The sequence below is a fragment of the Veillonella sp. 3310 genome, from assembly GCF_003999875.1.
Taxonomy (GTDB): domain Bacteria; phylum Bacillota; class Negativicutes; order Veillonellales; family Veillonellaceae; genus F0422.
Genome location: NZ_RQVJ01000001.1, coordinates 709861 through 731521 on the forward strand (window position 1 = coordinate 709861; position 21661 = coordinate 731521).

17 protein-coding genes are annotated in these 21661 nt (G+C 37.1%); 4 read left to right on the forward strand and 13 right to left on the reverse strand.

Going from position 1 to position 21661, the window contains the following annotated elements:
* Positions 1-165 precede the first annotated feature (165 nt).
* The 6 genes from EO127_RS03445 to EO127_RS03470 form a co-directional block, all read right to left on the reverse strand.
* Positions 166-990, reverse strand: coding sequence for a sirohydrochlorin cobaltochelatase (locus EO127_RS03445; protein ID WP_127448016.1), 825 nt, complete (start codon positions 988-990; stop codon positions 166-168).
* A gap of 142 nt (positions 991-1132) precedes the next feature.
* Positions 1133-3553 carry an ATP-dependent Clp protease ATP-binding subunit gene (locus EO127_RS03450; RefSeq protein ID WP_127448017.1) on the reverse strand — a complete coding sequence of 807 codons (2421 nt, stop codon included), beginning with the start codon at positions 3551-3553 and terminating at the stop codon, positions 1133-1135.
* Positions 3550-4623, reverse strand: coding sequence for a protein arginine kinase (locus EO127_RS03455; protein ID WP_127448018.1), 1074 nt, complete (start codon positions 4621-4623; stop codon positions 3550-3552). The genes EO127_RS03450 and EO127_RS03455 overlap by 4 nt, the downstream gene beginning before the upstream one ends.
* A 9-nt stretch (positions 4624-4632) precedes the next feature.
* Positions 4633-5151, reverse strand: coding sequence for a UvrB/UvrC motif-containing protein (locus EO127_RS03460; RefSeq protein ID WP_127448019.1), 519 nt, complete (start codon positions 5149-5151; stop codon positions 4633-4635).
* 3 nt (positions 5152-5154) lie between these two features.
* On the reverse strand, positions 5155-5631 hold the full coding sequence (locus EO127_RS03465; RefSeq protein ID WP_127448020.1) for a CtsR family transcriptional regulator: 477 nt from the start codon (positions 5629-5631) through the stop codon (positions 5155-5157).
* A 515-nt stretch (positions 5632-6146) separates the two neighbouring features.
* Positions 6147-6632 (reverse strand): ferritin, encoded by a 486-nt coding sequence (locus tag EO127_RS03470; protein ID WP_009372173.1) that lies wholly within the window; start codon positions 6630-6632, stop codon positions 6147-6149.
* A 277-nt stretch (positions 6633-6909) separates the two neighbouring features.
* On the opposite strand from EO127_RS03470, the gene EO127_RS03475 reads away from it, so the two are divergent.
* The 4 genes from EO127_RS03475 to EO127_RS08705 all read left to right on the forward strand — a co-directional run bounded on the left by EO127_RS03475 (position 6910) and on the right by EO127_RS08705 (position 10476).
* Complete coding sequence (locus EO127_RS03475) at positions 6910-7950, forward strand: GTP-binding protein (protein WP_127448021.1); 1041 nt, start codon at positions 6910-6912, stop codon at positions 7948-7950.
* A 5-nt stretch (positions 7951-7955) separates the two neighbouring features.
* Positions 7956-9443: a permease gene (locus EO127_RS03480; RefSeq protein ID WP_127448022.1), complete on the forward strand. Its 1488-nt coding sequence runs from the start codon at positions 7956-7958 to the stop codon at positions 9441-9443.
* Positions 9440-10198, forward strand: coding sequence for a TIGR03943 family protein (locus EO127_RS03485; protein ID WP_127448023.1), 759 nt, complete (start codon positions 9440-9442; stop codon positions 10196-10198). The genes EO127_RS03480 and EO127_RS03485 overlap by 4 nt, the downstream gene beginning before the upstream one ends.
* Before the next feature lie 107 nt (positions 10199-10305).
* The gene (locus EO127_RS08705; RefSeq protein WP_164742269.1) at positions 10306-10476 is read left to right on the forward strand and encodes a hypothetical protein; all 171 of its coding nucleotides are present in this window, start codon (positions 10306-10308) and stop codon (positions 10474-10476) included.
* Between the two features lie 517 nt (positions 10477-10993).
* Here EO127_RS08705 and hydA read toward each other — a convergent pair.
* From hydA to EO127_RS03525, 7 genes are all read right to left on the reverse strand, one after another.
* The gene (gene hydA / locus EO127_RS03495; RefSeq protein WP_127448024.1) at positions 10994-12376 is read right to left on the reverse strand and encodes a dihydropyrimidinase; all 1383 of its coding nucleotides are present in this window, start codon (positions 12374-12376) and stop codon (positions 10994-10996) included.
* A 58-nt stretch (positions 12377-12434) separates the two neighbouring features.
* Positions 12435-13892 (reverse strand): NCS1 family nucleobase:cation symporter-1, encoded by a 1458-nt coding sequence (locus EO127_RS03500; protein ID WP_127448025.1) that lies wholly within the window; start codon positions 13890-13892, stop codon positions 12435-12437.
* Positions 13893-14262: 370 nt separating this feature from the next.
* A complete protein-coding gene (locus EO127_RS03505; protein ID WP_127448026.1) occupies positions 14263-17172 on the reverse strand; it encodes an insulinase family protein in 2910 nt (969 codons plus the stop codon).
* A gap of 124 nt (positions 17173-17296) precedes the next feature.
* A complete protein-coding gene (locus EO127_RS03510) occupies positions 17297-17854 on the reverse strand; it encodes a hypothetical protein (RefSeq protein WP_127448027.1) in 558 nt (185 codons plus the stop codon).
* 1 nt (position 17855) lies between these two features.
* Positions 17856-19169, reverse strand: a complete 1314-nt coding sequence (locus EO127_RS03515; protein WP_127448028.1) for a M18 family aminopeptidase — start codon at positions 19167-19169, stop codon at positions 17856-17858.
* 56 nt (positions 19170-19225) lie between these two features.
* The gene (locus EO127_RS03520) at positions 19226-20050 is read right to left on the reverse strand and encodes an Mrp/NBP35 family ATP-binding protein (protein WP_127448029.1); all 825 of its coding nucleotides are present in this window, start codon (positions 20048-20050) and stop codon (positions 19226-19228) included.
* A gap of 254 nt (positions 20051-20304) precedes the next feature.
* Complete coding sequence (locus EO127_RS03525) at positions 20305-21498, reverse strand: PLP-dependent aminotransferase family protein (protein WP_127448030.1); 1194 nt, start codon at positions 21496-21498, stop codon at positions 20305-20307.
* Between the last annotated feature and the right edge of the window lie 163 nt (positions 21499-21661).

Sequence of the window (21661 nt, forward strand, 5' to 3'; positions counted from 1 at the left end):
TAGGACACCTCTTTTATCTATCAACATGGAACTTAGTAAGATTTACTATTTTTAATCTACTATAACTTGTTTAGTATATCATGATTACCCATGAATGTACACGAAATACTCTTCTATACACTACTGGAAAATCCCTTAACCATCAAATTATCATGAATCATAACATTATAATCGTTTTTGATATAACCCTTGCATAGCATCTGCCAAATGATCCATATAAATATCTTGAATTTCTTTGTATTCTCCAAGACCCTTTTCATAGGATACTACTTCATAGCCTGCTGTTGTTAATTCAGAAAGCAAACTGTCTTCTTCCTCTCCGAACAAATCATTCAATGCATGGTCACCACAGACTAATAATAATGGGTGTACGTGCACTTTCCTGTGTCCACGGCTTTCTTGAATCCATCGTTCTAACACATTTTCTGGAGTAGGAAAGTTTTCCAATGCACCTATAAAAGTATTTCCAAAGCCTTCATATTGCAATTTTAATTGTAGTACTGCGTAAGATGCATTTCCTACATTAAATCCCCCATGGCCTACTAAAAGTAAATCTTCTGTTGTAGGAACCTGTAAGGCTTTAATAAATCGATCAATCAAGATTTGATAATCATCTGGTACTTCCTCTTCTTGTCCCATGAAATACAAAAGAGGTCTACCAAATACGATTTCTTGTACAGAACCCTGTCCATTGAAAGCCATAATATTTTTGCGAAGCTTATCAAACTCTGCACCACCTACTAGATGTGTAGGCTGTACAATGACACGTTCATATCCTTCCGCCACAATCGACTCCATGGCCTCAATTTCATTTTGGAATACAATATTTCTATCTTTCAAACGTTTAATGACAATACGTGATGTGAAAGCCACTCGAACTTCATGTTCCGGGTTAGCCTTACGAATGGCCTCTACTACTGGAAAGATTTGTTTTTCTCTAGCACTATCTACAGTAGAGCCAAAGGATGTGACTAATATAATCTCTTTCATGTTATACCTCATACTTAAATTAAGAATATACCTAATCTATAGTGTATAAGAAAAATAGAGTTCTGTAAAATAAATATAAGTCATTATAAAAAAGCTATACCCAGTCGCTTACGCAACAACTGAGTATAGCTCGTTACTTATATTACTTCACAGTAATCGCAATGTCATTATCTTCTACTACTACATGAATTGTTTTACCTTCTCCAGCTTTTCCTTCTAAGATAGCGTCAGAAATTGGGTCTTCTACTAACCGTTGGATAGCTCGTTTTAATGGTCTTGCACCCATAGCAAAGTCAGTTCCTTCTGCTACAATTTTCTCCATAGCTTCATCGGACACTTCTAATTCCATACCTTGTTCATGTAATCGTGTTGTTACAGATTGCAATAGGATACGAACAATTTTTTGCAATTGTTCTGTTTCTAGAGCATGGAACACAATCATTTCATCAATACGATTTAAAAACTCTGGACGGAAGTGAGATTTCACAGCTTGGAGCACATCTTTTTTCATGGACTCTTTATCTTTTCCACTTTCATGTTCTCCTTTAGCCGCTAAGAATCCCATAGCTGCCGCATCTTCTTTGAGATATTTCGCTCCTAAGTTACTTGTCATAATAATGACTGTATTTCTGAAATCAACAGTACGACCTTGGTTATCTGTTAATCGTCCATCATCCAACACTTGCAATAACATATTAAAGAAATCTGGATGCGCTTTTTCTACTTCATCGAAGAGAACTACGCTATATGGGCGGCGACGAACAGCCTCAGTCAATTGACCTCCTTCATCATATCCAACATAGCCCGGAGGCGCTCCCACTAAACGACTCACCGCATGTTTTTCCATATACTCTGACATGTCGATGCGAATCATAGCATTTTCATCACCAAATAAATTAGATGCCAAGGATCTAGCTAGTTCTGTTTTACCAACCCCAGTAGGACCTAAGAATAAGAAGGATCCAATAGGGCGTTTAGGATCTTTTAATCCAGCTCTAGCACGACGAACGGCTTTTGATACAGCTACCACAGCTTCATCTTGACCAATCACACGTTGATGTAATTCTTCTTCCAAACGCAACAATCGTTCTGATTCTTCCTCTGCCACACGTGAAACAGGAATTCCACTCCACTCAGACACTACTGCAGCAATTTCAGATTCTGTAACCACTAACTTGGCTTCGCTATCTTTTTTGCTATCTTCTTGTTTTGATGCAATGTCAAACTCTAATTCTTTTTCTTTATCACGAAGTGTGGCTGCTCGTTCAAAGTCTTGGGCTGTTACAGCTGCCTCTTTTTCTTTTTGTACTTGTACTAACTCATCTTCTAATGCTTTCACATCTGGAGTTGCCGTAAATACAGCCATACGTACTTTAGATGCTGCTTCATCCATTACATCGATTGCTTTATCTGGCAAGAATCGATCTGCAATATAACGACTTGATAAGTGTACAGCCGCTGCCAATGCTTCATCTGTAATTTGTACCTTGTGGAATGCTTCATAGCGATCACGTAAGCCCTTCAAAATAGATAAAGCATCTTCTTCACTTGGTTCTCCTACTTGTACTGGTTGGAAACGACGTTCTAAGGCAGCATCCTTCTCAATATGTTTCTTATATTCATCTAATGTAGTGGCACCGATCACTTGGAAATTACCACGAGCTAACGCTGGTTTTAGAATATTCGCTGCATCCATAGCTCCGTCTGTAGCGCCTGCTCCAATCAAAGTATGAATTTCATCAATAAATACAATCATATCATCATGTGCTTGTACTTCATCCATCACTTTTTTCAAGCGCTCTTCAAATTCACCGCGATATTTTGCTCCAGCTAACATGGAACTTAAGCTTACCGAAATAATGCGCTTATCTCGTAATACATCCGGCACATCACCACTGACAATGCGTTGTGCTAAGCCCTCAGCAATAGCCGTTTTACCAACCCCAGGTTCCCCGATAAGGACTGGATTATTTTTTGTACGACGGCTTAAAATCTGAATTACCCGTTGAATTTCTGTATCACGACCAATGACAGGATCGATCTTACCTTGTTTTGCACTTTCATTAAGATCTGTAGCATAGTCAGAAATTTCACCTAAATCACTGGCTGGTGTTGGATTAGAGCTTTGTTCTTCACCGCCTACAATAGCATTTACTTTTTCTACTACATCTTCTGGACGAATTCCTTTCGATGCCAATAATTGCATGGCTACGCCACCACCATCGTACAATAGGCCCAATAAAATGTGCTCTGTACCGATGTAGTTATGACCACGACTATTGGCCGCTTGTTGCGCTAAGTCCAATACATGTTTCGTACGCGGGGTCATTTGCAATTGCCCACCACTATGCGTACCTTTACCAACTGCACGAATCACTTCTTGCTCCAAAGATTTCCCTTGTACTCCTAGCGTTGTCAACGCACGAGCAGACACGGACTTTTCTTCTTCTACAAGGCCTAACAACAAATGCTCAGTTCCCACATAATTATGTTTAAATTCAATCGCTTTTTCTTGAGCAATCGCTAACGCACGTTTTGCCCCTTCTGTATATCTTTCTATCATATTGTTCCTCCTTTTGTACCTCGTAATAAGGTATCTCGTATTACTTGTGCTCGTTGACTATCACGTTCCTGCGTACCCATTGACTCTTTCCCCACCAATTTAGCTAGGAAATTTGGTCTTGTAATGACTAACATTTCATGAAAATTCATGGTCACATCGATTAATTTCATATCTATGCCTAATTGCACATCACTCAATAAAGCCAAGGCTTCTTCTCCTGAAATACGGCGTGCATGGGTCAAGATACCATAAGACCTCCACACCTTATCTTCTATACCTTCTTTATCAGTAGTCCACAATTCAGCTCTAGCTTTTTCTTCTTCTTTTACAACGCCTTGTACAATCTGTGAAAGTTGTTCAATTGTTGCTTGTTCACTAATTCCCATGGTTTGCTGATTAGAGATTTGATATACGTGCCCTAAGCCCTCAGACCCTTCGCCATAAAGACCTCGTACAGAATACCCCATGCGGATTATACTACGGATGATACGTTGTAATTTACCCGTCATAGACAACGCTGGGACATGGACCATCACAGATGCTCTCATCCCCGTTCCTACATTGGTAGGACAGGCGGTTAAGTATCCAAAGTCTTTTGAAAATGCATAATCGTATTTACTTTCAATGGCGTCATCTACAGCTATAGCTTTTTCATACGCTTTCTCTAGCTGCAATCCTAATTCCATCGACTGAATCCGTAAATGATCTTCTTCATTTACCATAATAGAAATACGGGAATCTTCAGAAATAATAACACTACGTTCTTGAATTTGATTAGCTAAGTTTGGAGAAATTAAATGTTTTTCTACTAATACGTCTCGTTCAATAGCACTCAAAGATTCCAGGTTAATTTTTGAAAAACTTTTACCATAAACTGTTTGTAAAGGGGTAATCATAGAACGCATATACCCATCAACTTTAGCTAAATCATTGATATCTCCTCGATTGGTAAACGGTATCCCCTTAAAGTTTCTTGCTAATCGAATACGACTAGATAACACAATACGATGATCTAAGCTTGTATCTTTCATCCAAGGCGACAGCGCCTCATCTAAAATTGTATGTAACATAGACCCTCCTTAATTTGATACTTTAGACTGTTCCAAAGACTTAATCTCATCACGAATCTGTGCAGCTCTTTCAAATTGTTCTTGCTTTACAGCCTGAATTAAATCATTTCGTAGTTGCTTAATGGTTTGCTCTACTTTTAAATCTTCTGCCCCTCGTTGAGGAAGTCGACCTTCATACGATGTGGATCCTTGAATACGCTTAATGAGTGGTACTAAATGTTGTTGAAACGCCTCATAGCACTTATCACAACCTAATCGACCTTGATGATTAAATGCCGATATAGTCATTCCACATTGTGGGCAAGCACTCAATTTACTGTTACCTAGCGTACTTTGAGGATACATCACATTGGCAAAAAACTGATTATTGAAAAAGGTATCATCAAACATGGAAGAAAACATAGATCCCGTTCCCTGCTCTTTTTGATTTGCACATTGTTGGCAATAATGATGCTCCTCTTTCACTCCATTCACAATCGATGTCATATGAACATTAGCATTTTCTTTTCCACAAGAATCGCATTTCATAGCCTACACCTCCTCATTTACGATATTCATAATAGCTTGATAGAAATGCTCTGCTGCTTCCTTTCTACCTTCTACTGGAACATCTTGTAAAATTCTAACAAATGCTTCATGCAACATAGCTGCTTCACGCTTTGTAATGCGCGCTTCTTTCATATGTTGAAACAGCACCTGGTCAATGTGACCAATTGTAATGACAGGTTCTTCTTCATTACGTTGTGGAGTTTGTTCTAAGGGAATCAAGACTTGCGTTCTTACTGGTTCCATAACTCTAGTAATTGTGATTGAGCCACCTAATCCCCGTCTAGACTGAACTATGAATCCTCTATCATTAGAAAACCGCGTACTCAACACATAACTAATTTGTGATGGCGCACAATCCAACGCTTCGGCTAGTTCATTTCTTCTCAGCGTAATACCTTCCTGTTCTTCCAATAATTTCGTCAGTATAAACTGTTCAATCTTATCTGCTAAAATACTCATAATATAACCTCATTTCTTCCATCTATGATGTACTATCTACTATAATGCGTTCCTATACATACACATCATCAGTCATTATATACATAGAACATCTAGATTTGACTTTTTGCTCTTTTCTATGGTTAGAGTATATCTGACTTTTTGACCTTTGTCAAATACTTTTTTTTGACTTTTTGACTATTTAGTTAAAAAAAATAAAACTAAATGACATTTACCATTCGTCATCTCTCTATACGTTGACAAAAAAAGTAGCCTTTCCATAGGAAAGGCTACCCATATTCTTATGTTAGCAAACAACATCACTCTTACAAACATCAACTTTATATCTAGTTATATTTCTTGTGTTAGGTTTTTGTTTTGTGTGTTTTATATGTGTGTTAGGTTTTATGTGTTTTGTGTGTTTTAGGTTTTGTGTGTTTTGTGTGTTTTGTGTGTTTTATGTTTTATATGTGTGTTAGGTTTTTTGTTAAACTTGATATAAAATTCTCACTTTACTGTAAGAGTGAATATAGCAATTATTGACGGCTACCTAATTTGGAGTCCAAGAATAATTGTGCAGAACGGCTATCTTGTGCAAATGTAAATTGATCTACTAAGTCAGTTGCATTCGCTTCTTCTTCTACTTGTTCTTCTACGAACCAGTTCAAGAAAGATACTGTTGCATAATCTTTTTCTTCTAATGCTAATGCATATAAGTTGTGGATTTTGCCAGTAATCATTTGCTCGTGAGCCAATACAGCTTTTGCTACTTCTAATGGATTAGTCAAAGTAGATGCCGTATTTTTTACATCACCTAATGTTACTTTTTCATTGTTGCTTTGTAAGTAATCAATGAATTTGAAAGCGTGAGTTACTTCTTCTTGGTATTGTGCACGTAACCATGCAGAGAAACCTTTGAAGTTAGCATCAGCCATAGCTAAGGAAAGAGCTAAATATGTGGATGCTGCGTTAAATTCGAAAATTACTTGCTCATTAAGAGCTTGTGCTACTTTTTGATTCATCTTTTTATACCTCATATATACTTATATAAACTAAAATTAAAATCGATATGTTCTCATATCTTGACATCATTATAGCAGACAAATCGAAATAAATCAATCTTCTTTTTCTATTTTTTTCGATTTTTTATCATTTGCTTTTAATTTTGATAACGACCATAAGTTATACAGACTGAAATGCTCAATCATTCATGCATAGCTTACTAAAAGAGAGTATACTATCTATGCAAGAACTTTCATTTTATTATATATACCATTATACACATTGGAGGTGAGATGTATGATGAATCTAATCAGTCGTGCTTTTATCCGAGCAAAACAAAATCTAAGTTCCCATAAGGTAAAAGTGTATATCGTCTCTGGTTTTTTAGGTGCTGGAAAGACAACATTCATTCAGCAACTCATACAAGAATTGCCAGATCCAACAAGAATTTTAGTATTAGAGAATGATTTTGGCCAAGTGAACTTGGATGGAGCCATTCTTCGAGAAAAAGGATATACTGTTCGTGAACTTACATCTGGCTGCATTTGTTGTAGTTTAGCAGGAGATTTCCGTCGAGCTTTAGTAGATATTTTAGACACCCAAGATGTGGACTATATTATCATTGAACCATCAGGGGTCAGTCAATTGTCAGATATTCTAGCCATTTGCAAAGATTCATCGATTGCAAAACGCATTGAACTCACTGGTTGTGTATCCATTGTGGATGCCATGCGAGCACCCATGTATTACAAAAACTTTGGTGTCTTCTTTAAAGATCAAATTGCTTATTCAAGTCAAGTCTTCATTAGCCATCAAGAGGATGAGCATCTATTGCAAAACACCTTAGAAATTATTCGTCACCTAAATCCATCTGCACCTGTTTATATCGCGGCATGGAAAGAAATTCAGCTTTCAAAATATATTTCTATGTATCCTCGAGAGCAAGCTGTCTCTTCTTTGTCAGCTAGCAAGAATATTGAAAACCACAAAGGTCATCATACAGCTCGGAATCATCCTGAGATTCCTCACCATGACCACATCGCTCATCATGCACAGGCCAAAGATGCTTTCTTGACATGCACCGTAGAATGCACCTTTCCTCGCACCATCGATGAATGGCAAGATCATTTGAAAGCCCTCATCGAAACGAATACAACTGGTCATATCTTACGCTTGAAAGGATGTATCCCTCTTTCCACAGGTGGGCAAGCTTTGGTACAATACAATGGAACTGGTTTAGAGATTACTCCTACCACATTACATGATTCATATTTAACCATCATTGGTCCTTCTTTGAACAATGATGCGTTGCAGTCTTTTATTAATGGAACAATGTAACACCTATGAAAACTATCCCCACCTATGTGGTGATGGGCTTTCTTGGCTCAGGAAAGACAAGCGCCATCACTGCTGGTATTGAAAGTCATAAAATTTCAAATGTTCTTCTCTTTCAGTTTGAGCAGGGCTTACAAAGTCCTGCTCTTTCCAACGAGAGAGTGCATACTTTCTCCATCGACGATGATCCCAAGAACACCATCTCCGTTTGTCAGCAAGTATTACAAGATCACCAATATCGTGAACTTTGGATTGAATGGAATGGCATGGGCTCCTTAGAAAGTTTTGAAGAACTTTTCCTTCGCTCTCCCTTAGGAGATATGTTAGATATTAAACATATCTATTATGTAACCCATCCACAATGGATTAAGGCTCAACTACCTTATTTAGGAGAAATTCCACTTTCACAAATTCGTTATAGCGATACCATCATACTTGGTAACACTACACAAGAAAATGCTAAAGAGTATATTGAGTTAGCGCCTAGTAGCACTTGGATTGCCTGCGGAGATGTGAAACAATGGCCTATTACAAAACCTATACAAATTGCTAAGCCTAAATGGAAACAATATGCTATCGTCCCTATCTTCTTAGCTTTGGCATACATGTTTTATGCACAGCCAAATTGGGTGACCATGACGACAGCGATTTTATTACAGATGATACCATTCTTACTTTTAGGAACAGGTATTTCTGTCATAGTGGAACAATATGCCTCTCCCTATCGCATAGAAAAATATTTACATCGTTCTCCTATGTTTGCCTATATACTAGCGATTATCATGGCCTGTACAATGCCCCTCTGCGACTGTGCCGTCATTCCTATCTTACGAAGTCTTACTCGTCAAGGTCTAGCCCCTAAGGTTAGCCTATTTTTCACTATGATTAGTCCTTTGTTAAACCCCATTGTACTACTCTCCACCTATTATGCCTTTCCAAAAGAGCCTCTGATACTCTGGGGAAGACCTTTACTAGGAATAGTACTAGCATTCATAGTGAGCCAGTATTGTGGGCCCCGTATTTACGGTCGTACCGATGCCTTCCCACCATGGAAACAGTTAACCCTGGTAAAATCGCTGTCAAAAGACGTAGGATTTTTCGGTAGATTGCAAGAAGAAACCTTACGCCTATTGCCCTTTATCATAATTGGGTCTATACTAAGTAGTGGGTTACAATTATTTTTACCTAAACAATGGTTGCAAGATATATCCTTATCTGGCTCCATTTTAGTTATCTTTGGTATGATGGCACTCGCCTTTTGCGTATCTATCTGCTCTACTGCAGATGCCATTATCGCCCGGTCCTTTATGAACGTCATTCCTCTCCCTGGAATTTTAGCATTTCTAATTTTTGGACCATTATTAGATATCAAAAACTATGTTTTATTACGTAATCTGTTCCCTAATTCCTTTGTGAAAGTATATAGTCTTTCCATTATTCTAGGAACAACGATTATCTGTATCCTATTTTCACTCATAGGAGGTTATGCACTATGAAATATATTCCTACTATCAACATTCACGCCGCCGTAGAAATCGTGGCCTCTGCTAGTTGTAGCTTATCCTTGTTGTACTTATTAACAACAGGTTCCATCTATCGTTTAATTGCTCCTAATTCCTATATCATCGCTTTGCTATGGGCATTAACTTTACTATTATTATGGAGCACGATTAAAGCAAGTAAAAACATATTCCGTAAGTCCTATGGATCATCGTATCGAAATGCCATCCTGTACGGATTATGTACCTTATTATTAAGTCCATCCATCTTCCATGCTCAAGCCTTTGCATTACCAGCGGAAGAACCTGCGGACCAAGTCATTTCCATTACCAAAGAACCAGTTCCAACGAACGATTATAAAAACATTGGCGATGGCATCGATGACACTCATCGACACATTACATTAACATCTAAAAATTATTACGATACGATTTTGAAAGTATCTAATCACATCGATAAATACAAAGGCTATACGGTAACAGCTACAGGCTATATTTCTTATCATGACAAAGCATTGCAAGGAAACGATTTTGTATTAGCTCGTGATTTAATGATTTGTTGCGTAGCAGATATGGCTCCATTTGGATTACCTACAGAATATTCTTCCACTACTCCATTATTAGAACATAGTTGGTACACAATGGAAGGAACTATCGGTACTCGTAACTTCCACGGCGTAGAACAACCATACATCATAAACAGCAAAATTACACAAGCTGATGCTATCGATGGATATATCTTCCCTAACTAAATACCAATAAAATTCGCACATCAGTACATTCTGATGTGCGTTTCTTATAATACTACCTATACATTATCTATTTGTAGTTATATAATACACCCATAAGGGGGGCTATTATGGAACACTCAAACTCAAAAAACAACATCGTCTTAAAAAGTAAACCTCATCATTCCGTTGATGTAATCACAGACCCGTTTTACTCTAAAGAAAACCTTCAACACATTAGGGATGGAATTGCTGCACTTGATGCAGGATTAGGTCTTGAACATGAAATCGAGGAGGGATAGGTCTATGAACCGTATTATGATGCAACTTATATCCTATTGTTTCATTTTTCTTATGTTCTTATCTTTTACAACCACTGTTAAAGCAACTGATATCTGGATTAGTAGTTCAGAAAACACTAGTCTTTATATAATGGATGATACCATTTCCTATGGAATATCTCCCCATGGAAAGTGGATTACTGTATCTGTAAAAATCGTTAAACACAACAGAGTTGTAGAAACAGTAACATGGAACTTTTCAAAATATACCACAGATATGTGGAGATACTATACCAACACAATGAGGGCACATCATACTACAGTTGTAATACCACGCCATAAAATATTTGAATATATGATGCATAGAATAGGTTGGACATATACTATTCGAGATAATTTATGGTACTATTAATTGTTCTAAAAAATTTTTACAAACAACAAAAAAACTCTTATAATTTAAATATTCTAATTAGCTAAGACCACATTTATTAGTTCGATAATAAATGTGGTCTTAGTTTTTCTATATTTGCATTTAATATCAACTTAACATTCTATAAATAAATTTTCCATCTCCTTTAGCCCCACAGAATTGCCGATCCTTTGCTATCAATTTTCCACGTGAAAATACTAAATGTACTTCTCCATTTACTGTTAATCCTTCATATGTATTATAATCACAAACACTATACTGGTTTTTGACACTAATTACTCCTGTTTTATTTGGGTCAATAACAACAATATCGGCATCAGATTGCGGAGCTAAAGAGCCTTTTTGCGGATACATTCCAAATATTTTAGCAGCATTTGTACTAGTAATACTAACATAATCATTTAACGAAATACGATTTTTTAATACCCCTTCTGAAAACAAAATAATCATACGTTCCTCTACACCTGGTATCCCACCCGGGGCTAATGTAAAGTTATATGCAGCTTTTCTTTTATCCCGTTCAAACATAAAAGGACAATGATCGGTTCCAATGGTCTGTATACTACCTTTAGTAATAGCTTTCCATAAATAATTTTGATCTTCTTTTGTCCTTAATGGTGGGGCCATCAAATATTTAGTCCCTTCAATAGGTCCATCTTTATAATATTTAGACTCATCTAAAAGTAAATATTGTGGACAAGTTTCACTATAAACATTTTTTTGTCCTATCATTCTTGCCAGTTCAATTCGTTTTACTGATTCTCTTGCAGATGTATGGACAATATACACCGGTGCATCCCCCTCCATTTTGGCAATAGATAACAATGTATCCACGGTTTCAGCCTCAGTCATATTAGGCCTAGATTTAGCATGATAAATGGGTTCTAGTTGTTCATTTTTTATACATTCAGACCGATAATACCTTGTCATAGCATCATTTTCACAATGTATAGTCAAAATTCCTTTTGAAATTTTCATTTGTCTCAAAAGTAACGCAAAGTCTACTTCTGTCATAGCATAGCCATAAGTTGAATACGCTTTGAACGATGGAATACCTTCATTAGTAATGATATCATTTAATTCATTTAATATATTAGAATTAACTTTTTGAATAACTCCATGAAATCCATAATCTATAACTGACTTCTTGGCTAATTCATGATAAATATCAATTGAATAATGCAAGTTACACCCTTTAGGGCCAAAAGCAATATGATCCAAAATAGTTGTCGTCCCACCAACTGCAGCAGCCACAGTTCCTGTATAAAAATCGTCAACAGAGCGATAGTCAGGACTTTGTTGCAACTCCATATGAGTATGAGGATCTATACCACCTGGCATAACATAACAACCAGAAACATCATAAATTTTATCAACATCAGAGTCCTTAATATCTCCAATCGCCAAAATCTTTTCTTCTTCAATAAGAATATCACCACGGGATATTTGGGTGTCTGTCACAATTATTCCACCCTTTAATAAAATTCTCATAAGAAACTCCTATAAATAGGCAATTAAACATCTAACTTATTATTAATAATATCTATTTTTATTTATTGTCTAATTTAAGCATTAACCAATAAATAACTCCTGTGACTATTACTCCATATACATATGAATTATCAAATATAAAATGCAATGATGGCATTTCTTTACTTACAAAAATAATAGCGGTAAAAATTATAAATAATATACAAGCTTTTATATTCCAGCCATTATTATAATAATATTTACCTTCAGTAGTCTTAAAAGCATCTACCATATCAATCTCTTTATTCAGTTCAAATAAATATGAAACAATATATATGCCTGTTAATGGTCCTAATAACGCCCCCAATAGCTGTGTAACATCAAAAATTAAGTGATAAGCGCTAGATAAAGAGTCCCATGGACGAGCTAGTAAAGCTAATGATGCTGTTATTATCGATACTGCTTTATAAGATAACCTTCCACGAACATAAGTTGCTACAATATTAATCGGCGGAATAAGATTACCTGCCACATTAGTTGTTAATACAGCAAAAATAATAAATAATGAAAATAATATTCTAATAAATGAGCTTTCAAAATTACCTACAATAATTGCTGGCTCCCAAATTTCTTTATTAAAAGCTAGATATGCTCCTGCTGTACCACAAATCCCTACAAAAGAAATATATCCAGTCATTAAAGGGGCACTTATTAATTGTCCTACTATTTGATTCCGTTGTTTGAAGCAGTTCCTTGTAAAGTCTGGCATTGATAAAGCAATACCTCCATCAAATGCAATCATAGCAGATAAAGCAGGCCAAAATAACTCCCAAAAACCTACCCCTTCTTTTGAATCAAGCACTTTCGCAGATAATAATGTATCTAAACTCCAATTTGCTGTACTAAATCCCCATATTATTACAACAAAACTAAGAAGAATTAACACGGGGGCTGAAAAACCTTCAAGATATTTTACAGCTTTATTGCCAGATGCTGCAATATATACATTGATAATCCAAAAAATAATAAATGAAATAAAATATCCTATAAATTCTAATTCTGAAAATGAGGGAAATAATGTTGAAATAATTATAAACGTTGCTTGCCCTCCAATCCAAGCTTGGACACCAAACCAAAATACACCTAATATTCCTCTTACTATTGATGGGAATATTAAACCTTTTGGTCCAAAAATAATTTTTCCCAACAATGGATATGTCATCCCATACCTTGTACCATAGTGCCCAATAATTATTGCAACTCCCATAACAATAGTATGACCCAATATAATTGTAAATAATGCTTCATACCAATTCATGCCTGCAACTAATAATCCGCTCGCCACCTGATAAACCGCTATAGAAACAATTAAACCAACCCATAAGTTTGCAATATCTTTAGTCGACCAGTCTCTATCTTTAGATGATATTGGTGCTGTTGCTTTACTGTACGCATTTGGACCTTCATTAATTACTTGTACTCCTTTAGGAGTTAGATCATAAATGTCTCCTACTCTTTTCTGAAATAGTTCTTTCATAAGAACGCCCCCTTTCTACTTAACTTAATAATATATCTACCAACTTTCTAAATCAATCTTTTTACCCTAAAAACAGCCCTAATTAAGTTACTTATTTGTAATATATTGTGTATATGCTATTCAATTTTTCATTTTAAATATATTCATATCGTTAAAATTAAGTTTTGAATTGGTAAAATTAATATTTTAGAGCACCTATCTCTTTTACTCATATCATATATGTCTTATAGAACTAACTTTAGATATTTCAACGATATTTCACATCTAAAATAAATTTCATTCTAATAGCACCTAATTCCTATCATAAAAGCCATACCCCCCTGGTTTCCCAGATGGGGTATGGCTTTTTACATACAATCAATTTATGAACTTATTGTACTAGGTTGCTAACTTTGTCAAAGAGTTGTTCTGCCTCTTTGATACGTTGTTCGCTACCCATGACAACGATGTGGTTATCTTGTAATACTTTTTCTATGACATCTGCTAATCCTCGTAAGTCTTCTACTGTTGTTTCCAACACTTGTTGACGGAAAGCTGTCATATTTTCTTCATTAGTCTTGCCAAAGTATAGACTCATAGCACGAGCACCTTGTAAGAATGGCGTATTAGATACATCTAGCCCACTCATGGTACCAATAATATATTTACGCATTTCTCGTGGAGATAAATCTAATTCACGTAAATAGGTTGGCAATCCATCGTACACTTGTAATGTATTTTCCAAGTTTGGATCACGGTAGGAACAGAACACCATATTCCCATTATTATGGAAATTAGCAAAGGCTCCATAGGCTCCACCTTGTACACGAATCAAATTCCATAAATAATCGTAGCGCAACATAGTTTCTAGAACACTCATAGTACCTGTATGTGTACCGCCATGATCACGGAAGTTACCACCTTTTGCCACATATTGTACCTTACCAGATGTAGCTAAGCCTTCATTCACATAGGATTGAGTCATTGTTAGCTGTGCTTCCCAACTATCATCGCTCAAAACATTAGTGATATCATCTAAGTGTGCTAAGAAAGTTTCAAGTTCTTCCGTAGTACCTACAAAAGATACTTCCAAATTATCTTTACGGAATAAACGTTGTTGTACTTTCACCAATTGTTCTGTCACACCAGCTAATAATGTTTCATTCTCTAAGATTTCTACTAAACGGCGGAAATAGCCTAATGTATCTTGGTCTCTAAATTTACCAACTTTCGATACTTTCGCCATGAGTAAATTAGTAACAATCGTATTACCACGGCGGAAGGCTTCTGTATCCCAGATGGCTTTTCCTTCTTTTAATAATTCTACAAGACGTTCTTGGCTATCAAATTTTGTGCGCCCTACAATTTCTCCAAGTAGAGATGTTAAATGACTAATATTAGATGCTAAAGCCTTACTACGAACGACTGCTAATGGTACAAATGCATCACGTTCATTATGGATAGACACTGGCAATACATCCATCGTATAACCACCTAAATGAAGATTAATTTCTTTTGCTATTTCTGCATAAGTAAAACGCTCTGTATCTAGTCGGCCTAATACATCTGACAATAATTCTGCATAGAATACTTCATCCTCTTGCAAAGATTCCATATTGAAGTACAAGCTAACGTAATTAATTCCCCGTGCAGGTACATCGATATGATGAACACGAATACCTTTATGGTCAATTTCACGACGTAGCGTTACCTCTACGACTGGGGAAATATCAGACAATTCTAATAAAGGAATGGTTGCTAACGCTTCTTCAGAGTCCACAGCCTGTTGCATTTCTTTTAATTTCGCTGTTTGCTCGATAATATGGGCAATTTCTTCTTTACTCATATCCGCTTTAATAGTCGCTAATTTTGCCGCATCTTCTTTGTCTTTTTTCTCCTGCAATCCTTTTTCAGGATACAAGGAAACTAACCCTTTATGCGTATTATCTAAAATATAGGTACGCAACAAGTTTTCATAAAAATCAGTAGATAATCCTTCACGAAGTGCTTTCAATACTGATTCATATTGTAACAGCTCAATAGGATCTTTGTCATATAGCCAGTTATCCATCACTCGTAAGCCGTAAGCAAGACCAATTGGTCGTCCTCCAAAATCAGCTTCCCGTAAAATGAACTCAATACGATTCAAGGAGGCTTCTAATAATTCCTTATCTAAGCCTGTATCTACTAATTGGCGTAACGTACTTTCCACCACTTCTTGCAACTGTGCTTGCTTTTCGATTTCAGAACCTGTGACACTAATTTCAAACAATGGCTGACGAATACCATCCATGTAGGAGCCGCTTACATCACTACCAATATTTGCTTTCACTAGAGCTTCTTTCAACGGTGCTGAACCAGATGTAAATAAAGCATGATTCAACACTTCAAAGGCTAAGCTTCGGGTAAATGTCATTTCTGGGAATACATAGGTTAAAGAATGAATCGCTTTACCTTTATCACTTTCATCATTGCCAATACCATATGGGAACGATGCTACCACTGGTTCAGATAAAGGCTCTTGCATAGCAATACTAGAATCTACGTCAATGGCGTGGAAGTTTGATAAATATTCCTCATCGATAAATGCTAAGGTTTCTTCAATATTCATATCTCCATATAAATAGATATAGCTATTAGATGGATGGTAATAAGACTCGTAGAATGCTTTAAAGTTTTCATAGGTCAAATCTGTAATATTATCAGGATATCCACCAGAATCATGTCCATAAGTAGTGTCAGGATATAACAGCGCCATTTTATGATGATCTAATTGAGAGTCCGGTGATGAGTAAACCCCTTTCATCTCGTTATATACAACACCTTTATAAGTCAATGGATCTTCTGGAGATTCCAATTCATAATGCCATCCCTCTTGCATAACAATCATTGGATCCTTAGCTACACGAGGATAGAATACGGCATCTAAATAGACATCCATCAAATTATGAAAGTCTGCATCATTTTTACTCGCCACTGGATACACTGTTTTATCAGAGTAGGTCATAGCGTTTAAGAATGTGTTCAAAGAACCTTTTACTAGTTCAACAAAAGGCTCTTTCAAAGGAAATTTACGGGATCCACACAACACAGAATGCTCTAAAATATGTGCTACTCCTGTACTATCATGAGGGGGCGTGCGGAATGCTACATGAAATACTTTATTTGTATCTTCTGTATCAATATATAACAAACGCGCACCAGATTGCTCATGGTGTAACATATAGGCTGTGCCATTCACCTCTTGAACAGGTTCAATTCGCTCTACACGAAAGCCTGCATAGACTGTATTTAACTTCATAATACCTCTTTTCTATCTACTAAACATACAACGGCTCTCCCTAGCGCACTAGTTCAAACCGTTGTTATATATGTATAACATTTTGTCATAATGCTAACTTATTATATCACGTTCTCATTGAGAATCATAATACAAACAAGTGAATAAGACCTGCAAAAATCCAGATTAGAGCGCCCCATTTATAGGCCTTTTTTCCAATGCTAAACTCTATGCCACGACTCATATTATATCGCGTTACTACATAAGGGATAAGAATATACAATACCCATGCAAGGACCATGTAATAAAACTCTAAGCCATACCGTACATGCGCAGATAGTAACCCTACGATGAATATAGTATCCCAAATCCAGCGATCATATACGGTCTTAGGTGCTTCTTGTCCTTCTAATACAGGACGTAAATGAGATACTGATACGATTTCAAATACTTGCACAACCCCTATACCTAAGGCTATGGCAAGAACAGTTTGTACAATGGTGACCCCATCAATACCTAATAAGGAAATATTTCCTGTCACCCCATATACAGCCACCACAATCATACCCAATAATTGTAATGCCTTTGTAACTTCTTCTTTTTGCTGTTCTTTCACTGTGGTTCCTGCATAGAACATACGTTGAAAGGGTGTAGAAATCCGATTCAATACTAATGCCACAAAAATTGCCATCATGGAAATCATATTATGCCTCCCCTAAAAATACTGTTAATAACCGATTTAACTCAATTTGGTCATAGGTACCCATCAACTCACGTGCAGAATGCATAGCTAACAGCGGTAATCCTACATCCATAGTCCGCATCACCAGTTGTGCGGAAGAAATGGATCCTACTGTAGAACCACCTGGAATATCAGAACGATTCACATAAATTTGATGCTTAATATTATGGGTCTCACACAAATCTGTTACAATCGCTTGTGCAACCGCATCTCCTGCATAGGACTGAGAACTAGCGATTTTTAACACTACACCACCATTCAAAGTTGGGTAATTCGTAATATCATTTTTCTCACCATAATTAGGATGATATCCATGAGCCACATCAGAAGAAATCATGAACCCTTTGGCAATATCCGCTTCACAGGCTTCTTCTGAGATCCCCAAGGCACGGTACACACGGCGCACTACATTTGGTAACAACAAGGAGGCTCCTCCTTGCTTGGTACGACTACCCACCTCTTCGTGGTCAAATAGGAATGCCATACGAATCCCTGTAGCCTGTTGTTCTTTCGCACTGATAATGCCTTGTAAACAAGCATAACAAGACGTAAGATTATCTAATCGTGGTGCACTAATATATTCCGCATCAAAGCCAACTGTTTCCACTGTATCTGTGTTATACACGGTCAACTCATAGGATAGAATATCTGTTGGTTCACAGCCAATTTCTTCCGCTAATAAAGCTTTTAATAAGGTCTTGTCATCTTCATACTCCGTTCCAAGGCCACGCATTAAAATGAGTGGTAACATTTCTTTTTGCTTGTTAAATGTAGCCTTTTCATTGACTGTACGATTCATATGGATTGCTAAACTAGGGATAGTAGCCACCGGTTTTGCCATATCTACATAGTGCGTTTCTAGGTTTAGACCTTCGCCTTTTGTCACTACTACACCAGCTAAGGACAACGGGCGGTCAAACCAAGTATATTGAATTAATCCGCCATAACTTTCCACATTGAGCTTACCATAGCCTTTGTCCGTAATCATCGGATTTGGCTTCACCCGGAACCCTGGAAAATCGGTATGGGCAGAAGCAATACGCAATGTTTCTCTAGGGTTCTCTCCAATATGGAATGCCACTAAAGTAGTACCATATACGTCAATGACATAATCCCCTGAAACTAAATTCCATTCTTCATCCATGGATAAAGGCGTAAAGCCTTGCTCTTCGAGTCGCCGATAAGACTCCTCCACCGTATGATACGGTGAGGTGGAGCTTTCAATATACTCAAAAAAGTCCGCATACATAGCTGTTACTTCGTTTTGTTCACACATAATTCCTCCTATGAAAAATACCATAGGTACAACGTACACTATGGTATTGTCCACACTTACTCTGGTAAGCCTACTGATTCTAAATTTGTTGTTGTTATGGTTTCAATTTCACCAGCGTCGCACAATTCCGCTATTTTTGGATCGATTGGTAATCGACCTAGTAACAATAAATTGTATTTTTTCAACACTTCATCGATATGACTTTCACCAAAGATTTTATAATCTTTTCCATTATCTGGGCAATGGAAGTACGCAAAGTTTTCTACCACACCAATGATAGGCACTTGCATCATATCCGCCATTTTGACAGCTTTTTCCACAATCATAGACACTAAATCTTGCGGAGATGTGACCACAATAATGCCGTCCAATGGTAAAGATTGGAACACTGTCATCGCTACGTCACCCGTTCCAGGAGGCATATCTACAAATAAGTAATCTACATCGCCCCATACTGTATCGGAGAAGAATTGTTTAACTACATTGCCTACAACAGGACCTCTCCAAAGAACTGGATCCGATTCATCATCTAATAGCAAATTCACAGACATAACTTTTACGCCATTTTTAGACACGATAGGATACATTAGCTTGCCATCATCACTGCGTACTTTGTCTTTCAAACCAAATACTTTTGGAATGGATGGACCTGTAATATCTCCATCAAGAATCCCTACAGATTTACCCTTACGAGACTGGCTTACTGCCATTAAACTTGTGACTAAGGATTTACCTACACCACCCTTACCGGATACAATGCCGATCACCTTTTTCACATGACTTCTATCATTTGTTTTTACTGTTAAATCCACTGGTTGTTGCGTACCGCATCCGCTAGAGGAAGCGCAACCACTGCAACCACCGTTATCTCCACATGCCATAATAAACCTTCTTTCTATATGTCTGAAAGTCCTAAGAACTTTCTCTACCATAACAATAAATGCCATTCACACCTGCGAAAGCATGTATATCCTATATATCTATAGGTATATTCATATTATATCATAGGATACAAGTATTTTGTAACACCCTCCTATAAGATAAGCGCAACATAATCGCTAATAACTAACACAGTTATCCTACGTATGTTGCGCTTGTAATTCATCTGTATCAAATACATGTACAGTGGAAATAACTACTCCCCACAATACTCACGTGTCAATTCTCCAATGATTTGCATGCCTTTACGGATATCTTCCAAAGATGGCACAGTATAGCTTAAACGGAAATGTTGTCCATAAGGAACTCCATCTGCTGCAAAGGCTCCGCTTTTTACGATGCCTACTTTGCGAGCAATGGCCTCTTCAAAAAAGGCATCACAATCTATATGGTCTGGTAAGGTCATCCATATAAACATCCCTCCAGTAGGCTCCGTTAGATGCACTTTAGAACTACCAAATTTTCGGAATGTATCCAACATAACTTGGCATTTTTCTTGATACACCTTGCACACCTTTTGGATTTGCTCATCATAATCGATGTGTTCTAGCAAATGACTCACTACACGTTGTGTGACCAGTGGCATTTGACCATCGCAATTATTCTTCATCACTTGAATGGCTTGGATCACTTCACTTGGACCATATAAGAATCCCACTCGTAACCCCGCAGAAATCGTTTTAGAATAGGACCCTGCATAGAGCACACGATTATCCGCGTCCATTTCTTTGAAAGTAGGAACTCGTTCACCACCGAATCGAATTTCACCATATGGATCATCTTCATAAATGAACAAATCATAAGCTTTTGCAATTTCATAAATCGCTTTTCTTCGTTCTAATGGCATAGTGATACCTGTAGGATTCTGAAAATTAGGAATCAGATAGATATATTTACCTTTTCCTGATTTTGCCGCCTCTTCTAGCGCTTCTGGAATCATGCCATCCCCATCGGTAGGAATCCCCACAGCTTTGGCTCCTACACTGCGCACTGCGTTGATAGCACTTGTGAAAGTATAGGCATCCATGTACACTTCATCGCCCGCATCACACACGGTACGTGGCACTAGCCCTAAGTCTTGACCCGCTCCAATGGACAATAACAACTGTTGGTTCTCTGTAGGCATGTGATGAACATGTGCCAAACGGTACAATGTTTGCTCTGCTAACTTGGCATCTCCTTGCATAGGACCATATTGTAAAATTTCTAATGGATTTGTATGTACAATGTGGTCAAAAGCAGCTTGAATTTCCTTTACTGGCACCACTTCACCAGCAGGATTTCCTATACCAAAACTAATGAATCCAGGAATCCCTGCGCCACGTTCAAATACATCTCGAATGAAATTAGGGCCCTTACTGATGGACCTTTCTGGCAATTTGAATGCCATAAGAATCACTCCTTTTATATCTTATATTTTTTCTTATATTTATTTCTATGTATTTCTATTCATTTCTGCTACATAACTATATAATAACAGATTCTCACATATATATGATAAACAGGAGCAACAGCGTTGCTCCTGTTTTCGTATGTCATATGATATAACCTAC

Bases quoted from the DNA above. Each gene is read 5' to 3' on its own strand.
- hydA (WP_127448024.1), bottom strand. From the start codon at position 12,376: ATGAGAATTTTATTAAAGGGTGGAATAATTGTGACAGACACCCAAATA.
- EO127_RS03480 (WP_127448022.1), top strand. From the start codon at position 7,956: ATGAAAACTATCCCCACCTATGTGGTGATGGGCTTTCTTGGCTCAGGA.
- EO127_RS03505 (WP_127448026.1), bottom strand. From the start codon at position 17,172: ATGAAGTTAAATACAGTCTATGCAGGCTTTCGTGTAGAGCGAATTGAA.
- EO127_RS03460 (WP_127448019.1), bottom strand. From the start codon at position 5,151: ATGAAATGCGATTCTTGTGGAAAAGAAAATGCTAATGTTCATATGACA.
- EO127_RS08705 (WP_164742269.1), top strand. From the start codon at position 10,306: ATGGAACACTCAAACTCAAAAAACAACATCGTCTTAAAAAGTAAACCT.
- EO127_RS03455 (WP_127448018.1), bottom strand. From the start codon at position 4,623: ATGTTACATACAATTTTAGATGAGGCGCTGTCGCCTTGGATGAAAGAT.
- EO127_RS03450 (WP_127448017.1), bottom strand. From the start codon at position 3,553: ATGATAGAAAGATATACAGAAGGGGCAAAACGTGCGTTAGCGATTGCT.
- EO127_RS03475 (WP_127448021.1), top strand. From the start codon at position 6,910: ATGATGAATCTAATCAGTCGTGCTTTTATCCGAGCAAAACAAAATCTA.
- EO127_RS03470 (WP_009372173.1), bottom strand. From the start codon at position 6,632: ATGAATCAAAAAGTAGCACAAGCTCTTAATGAGCAAGTAATTTTCGAA.
- EO127_RS03510 (WP_127448027.1), bottom strand. From the start codon at position 17,854: ATGATTTCCATGATGGCAATTTTTGTGGCATTAGTATTGAATCGGATT.
- EO127_RS03445 (WP_127448016.1), bottom strand. From the start codon at position 990: ATGAAAGAGATTATATTAGTCACATCCTTTGGCTCTACTGTAGATAGT.
- EO127_RS03500 (WP_127448025.1), bottom strand. From the start codon at position 13,892: ATGAAAGAACTATTTCAGAAAAGAGTAGGAGACATTTATGATCTAACT.
- EO127_RS03465 (WP_127448020.1), bottom strand. From the start codon at position 5,631: ATGAGTATTTTAGCAGATAAGATTGAACAGTTTATACTGACGAAATTA.
- EO127_RS03525 (WP_127448030.1), bottom strand. From the start codon at position 21,498: ATGGCATTCAAATTGCCAGAAAGGTCCATCAGTAAGGGCCCTAATTTC.
- EO127_RS03520 (WP_127448029.1), bottom strand. From the start codon at position 20,050: ATGGCATGTGGAGATAACGGTGGTTGCAGTGGTTGCGCTTCCTCTAGC.
- EO127_RS03485 (WP_127448023.1), top strand. From the start codon at position 9,440: ATGAAATATATTCCTACTATCAACATTCACGCCGCCGTAGAAATCGTG.
- EO127_RS03515 (WP_127448028.1), bottom strand. From the start codon at position 19,169: ATGTGTGAACAAAACGAAGTAACAGCTATGTATGCGGACTTTTTTGAG.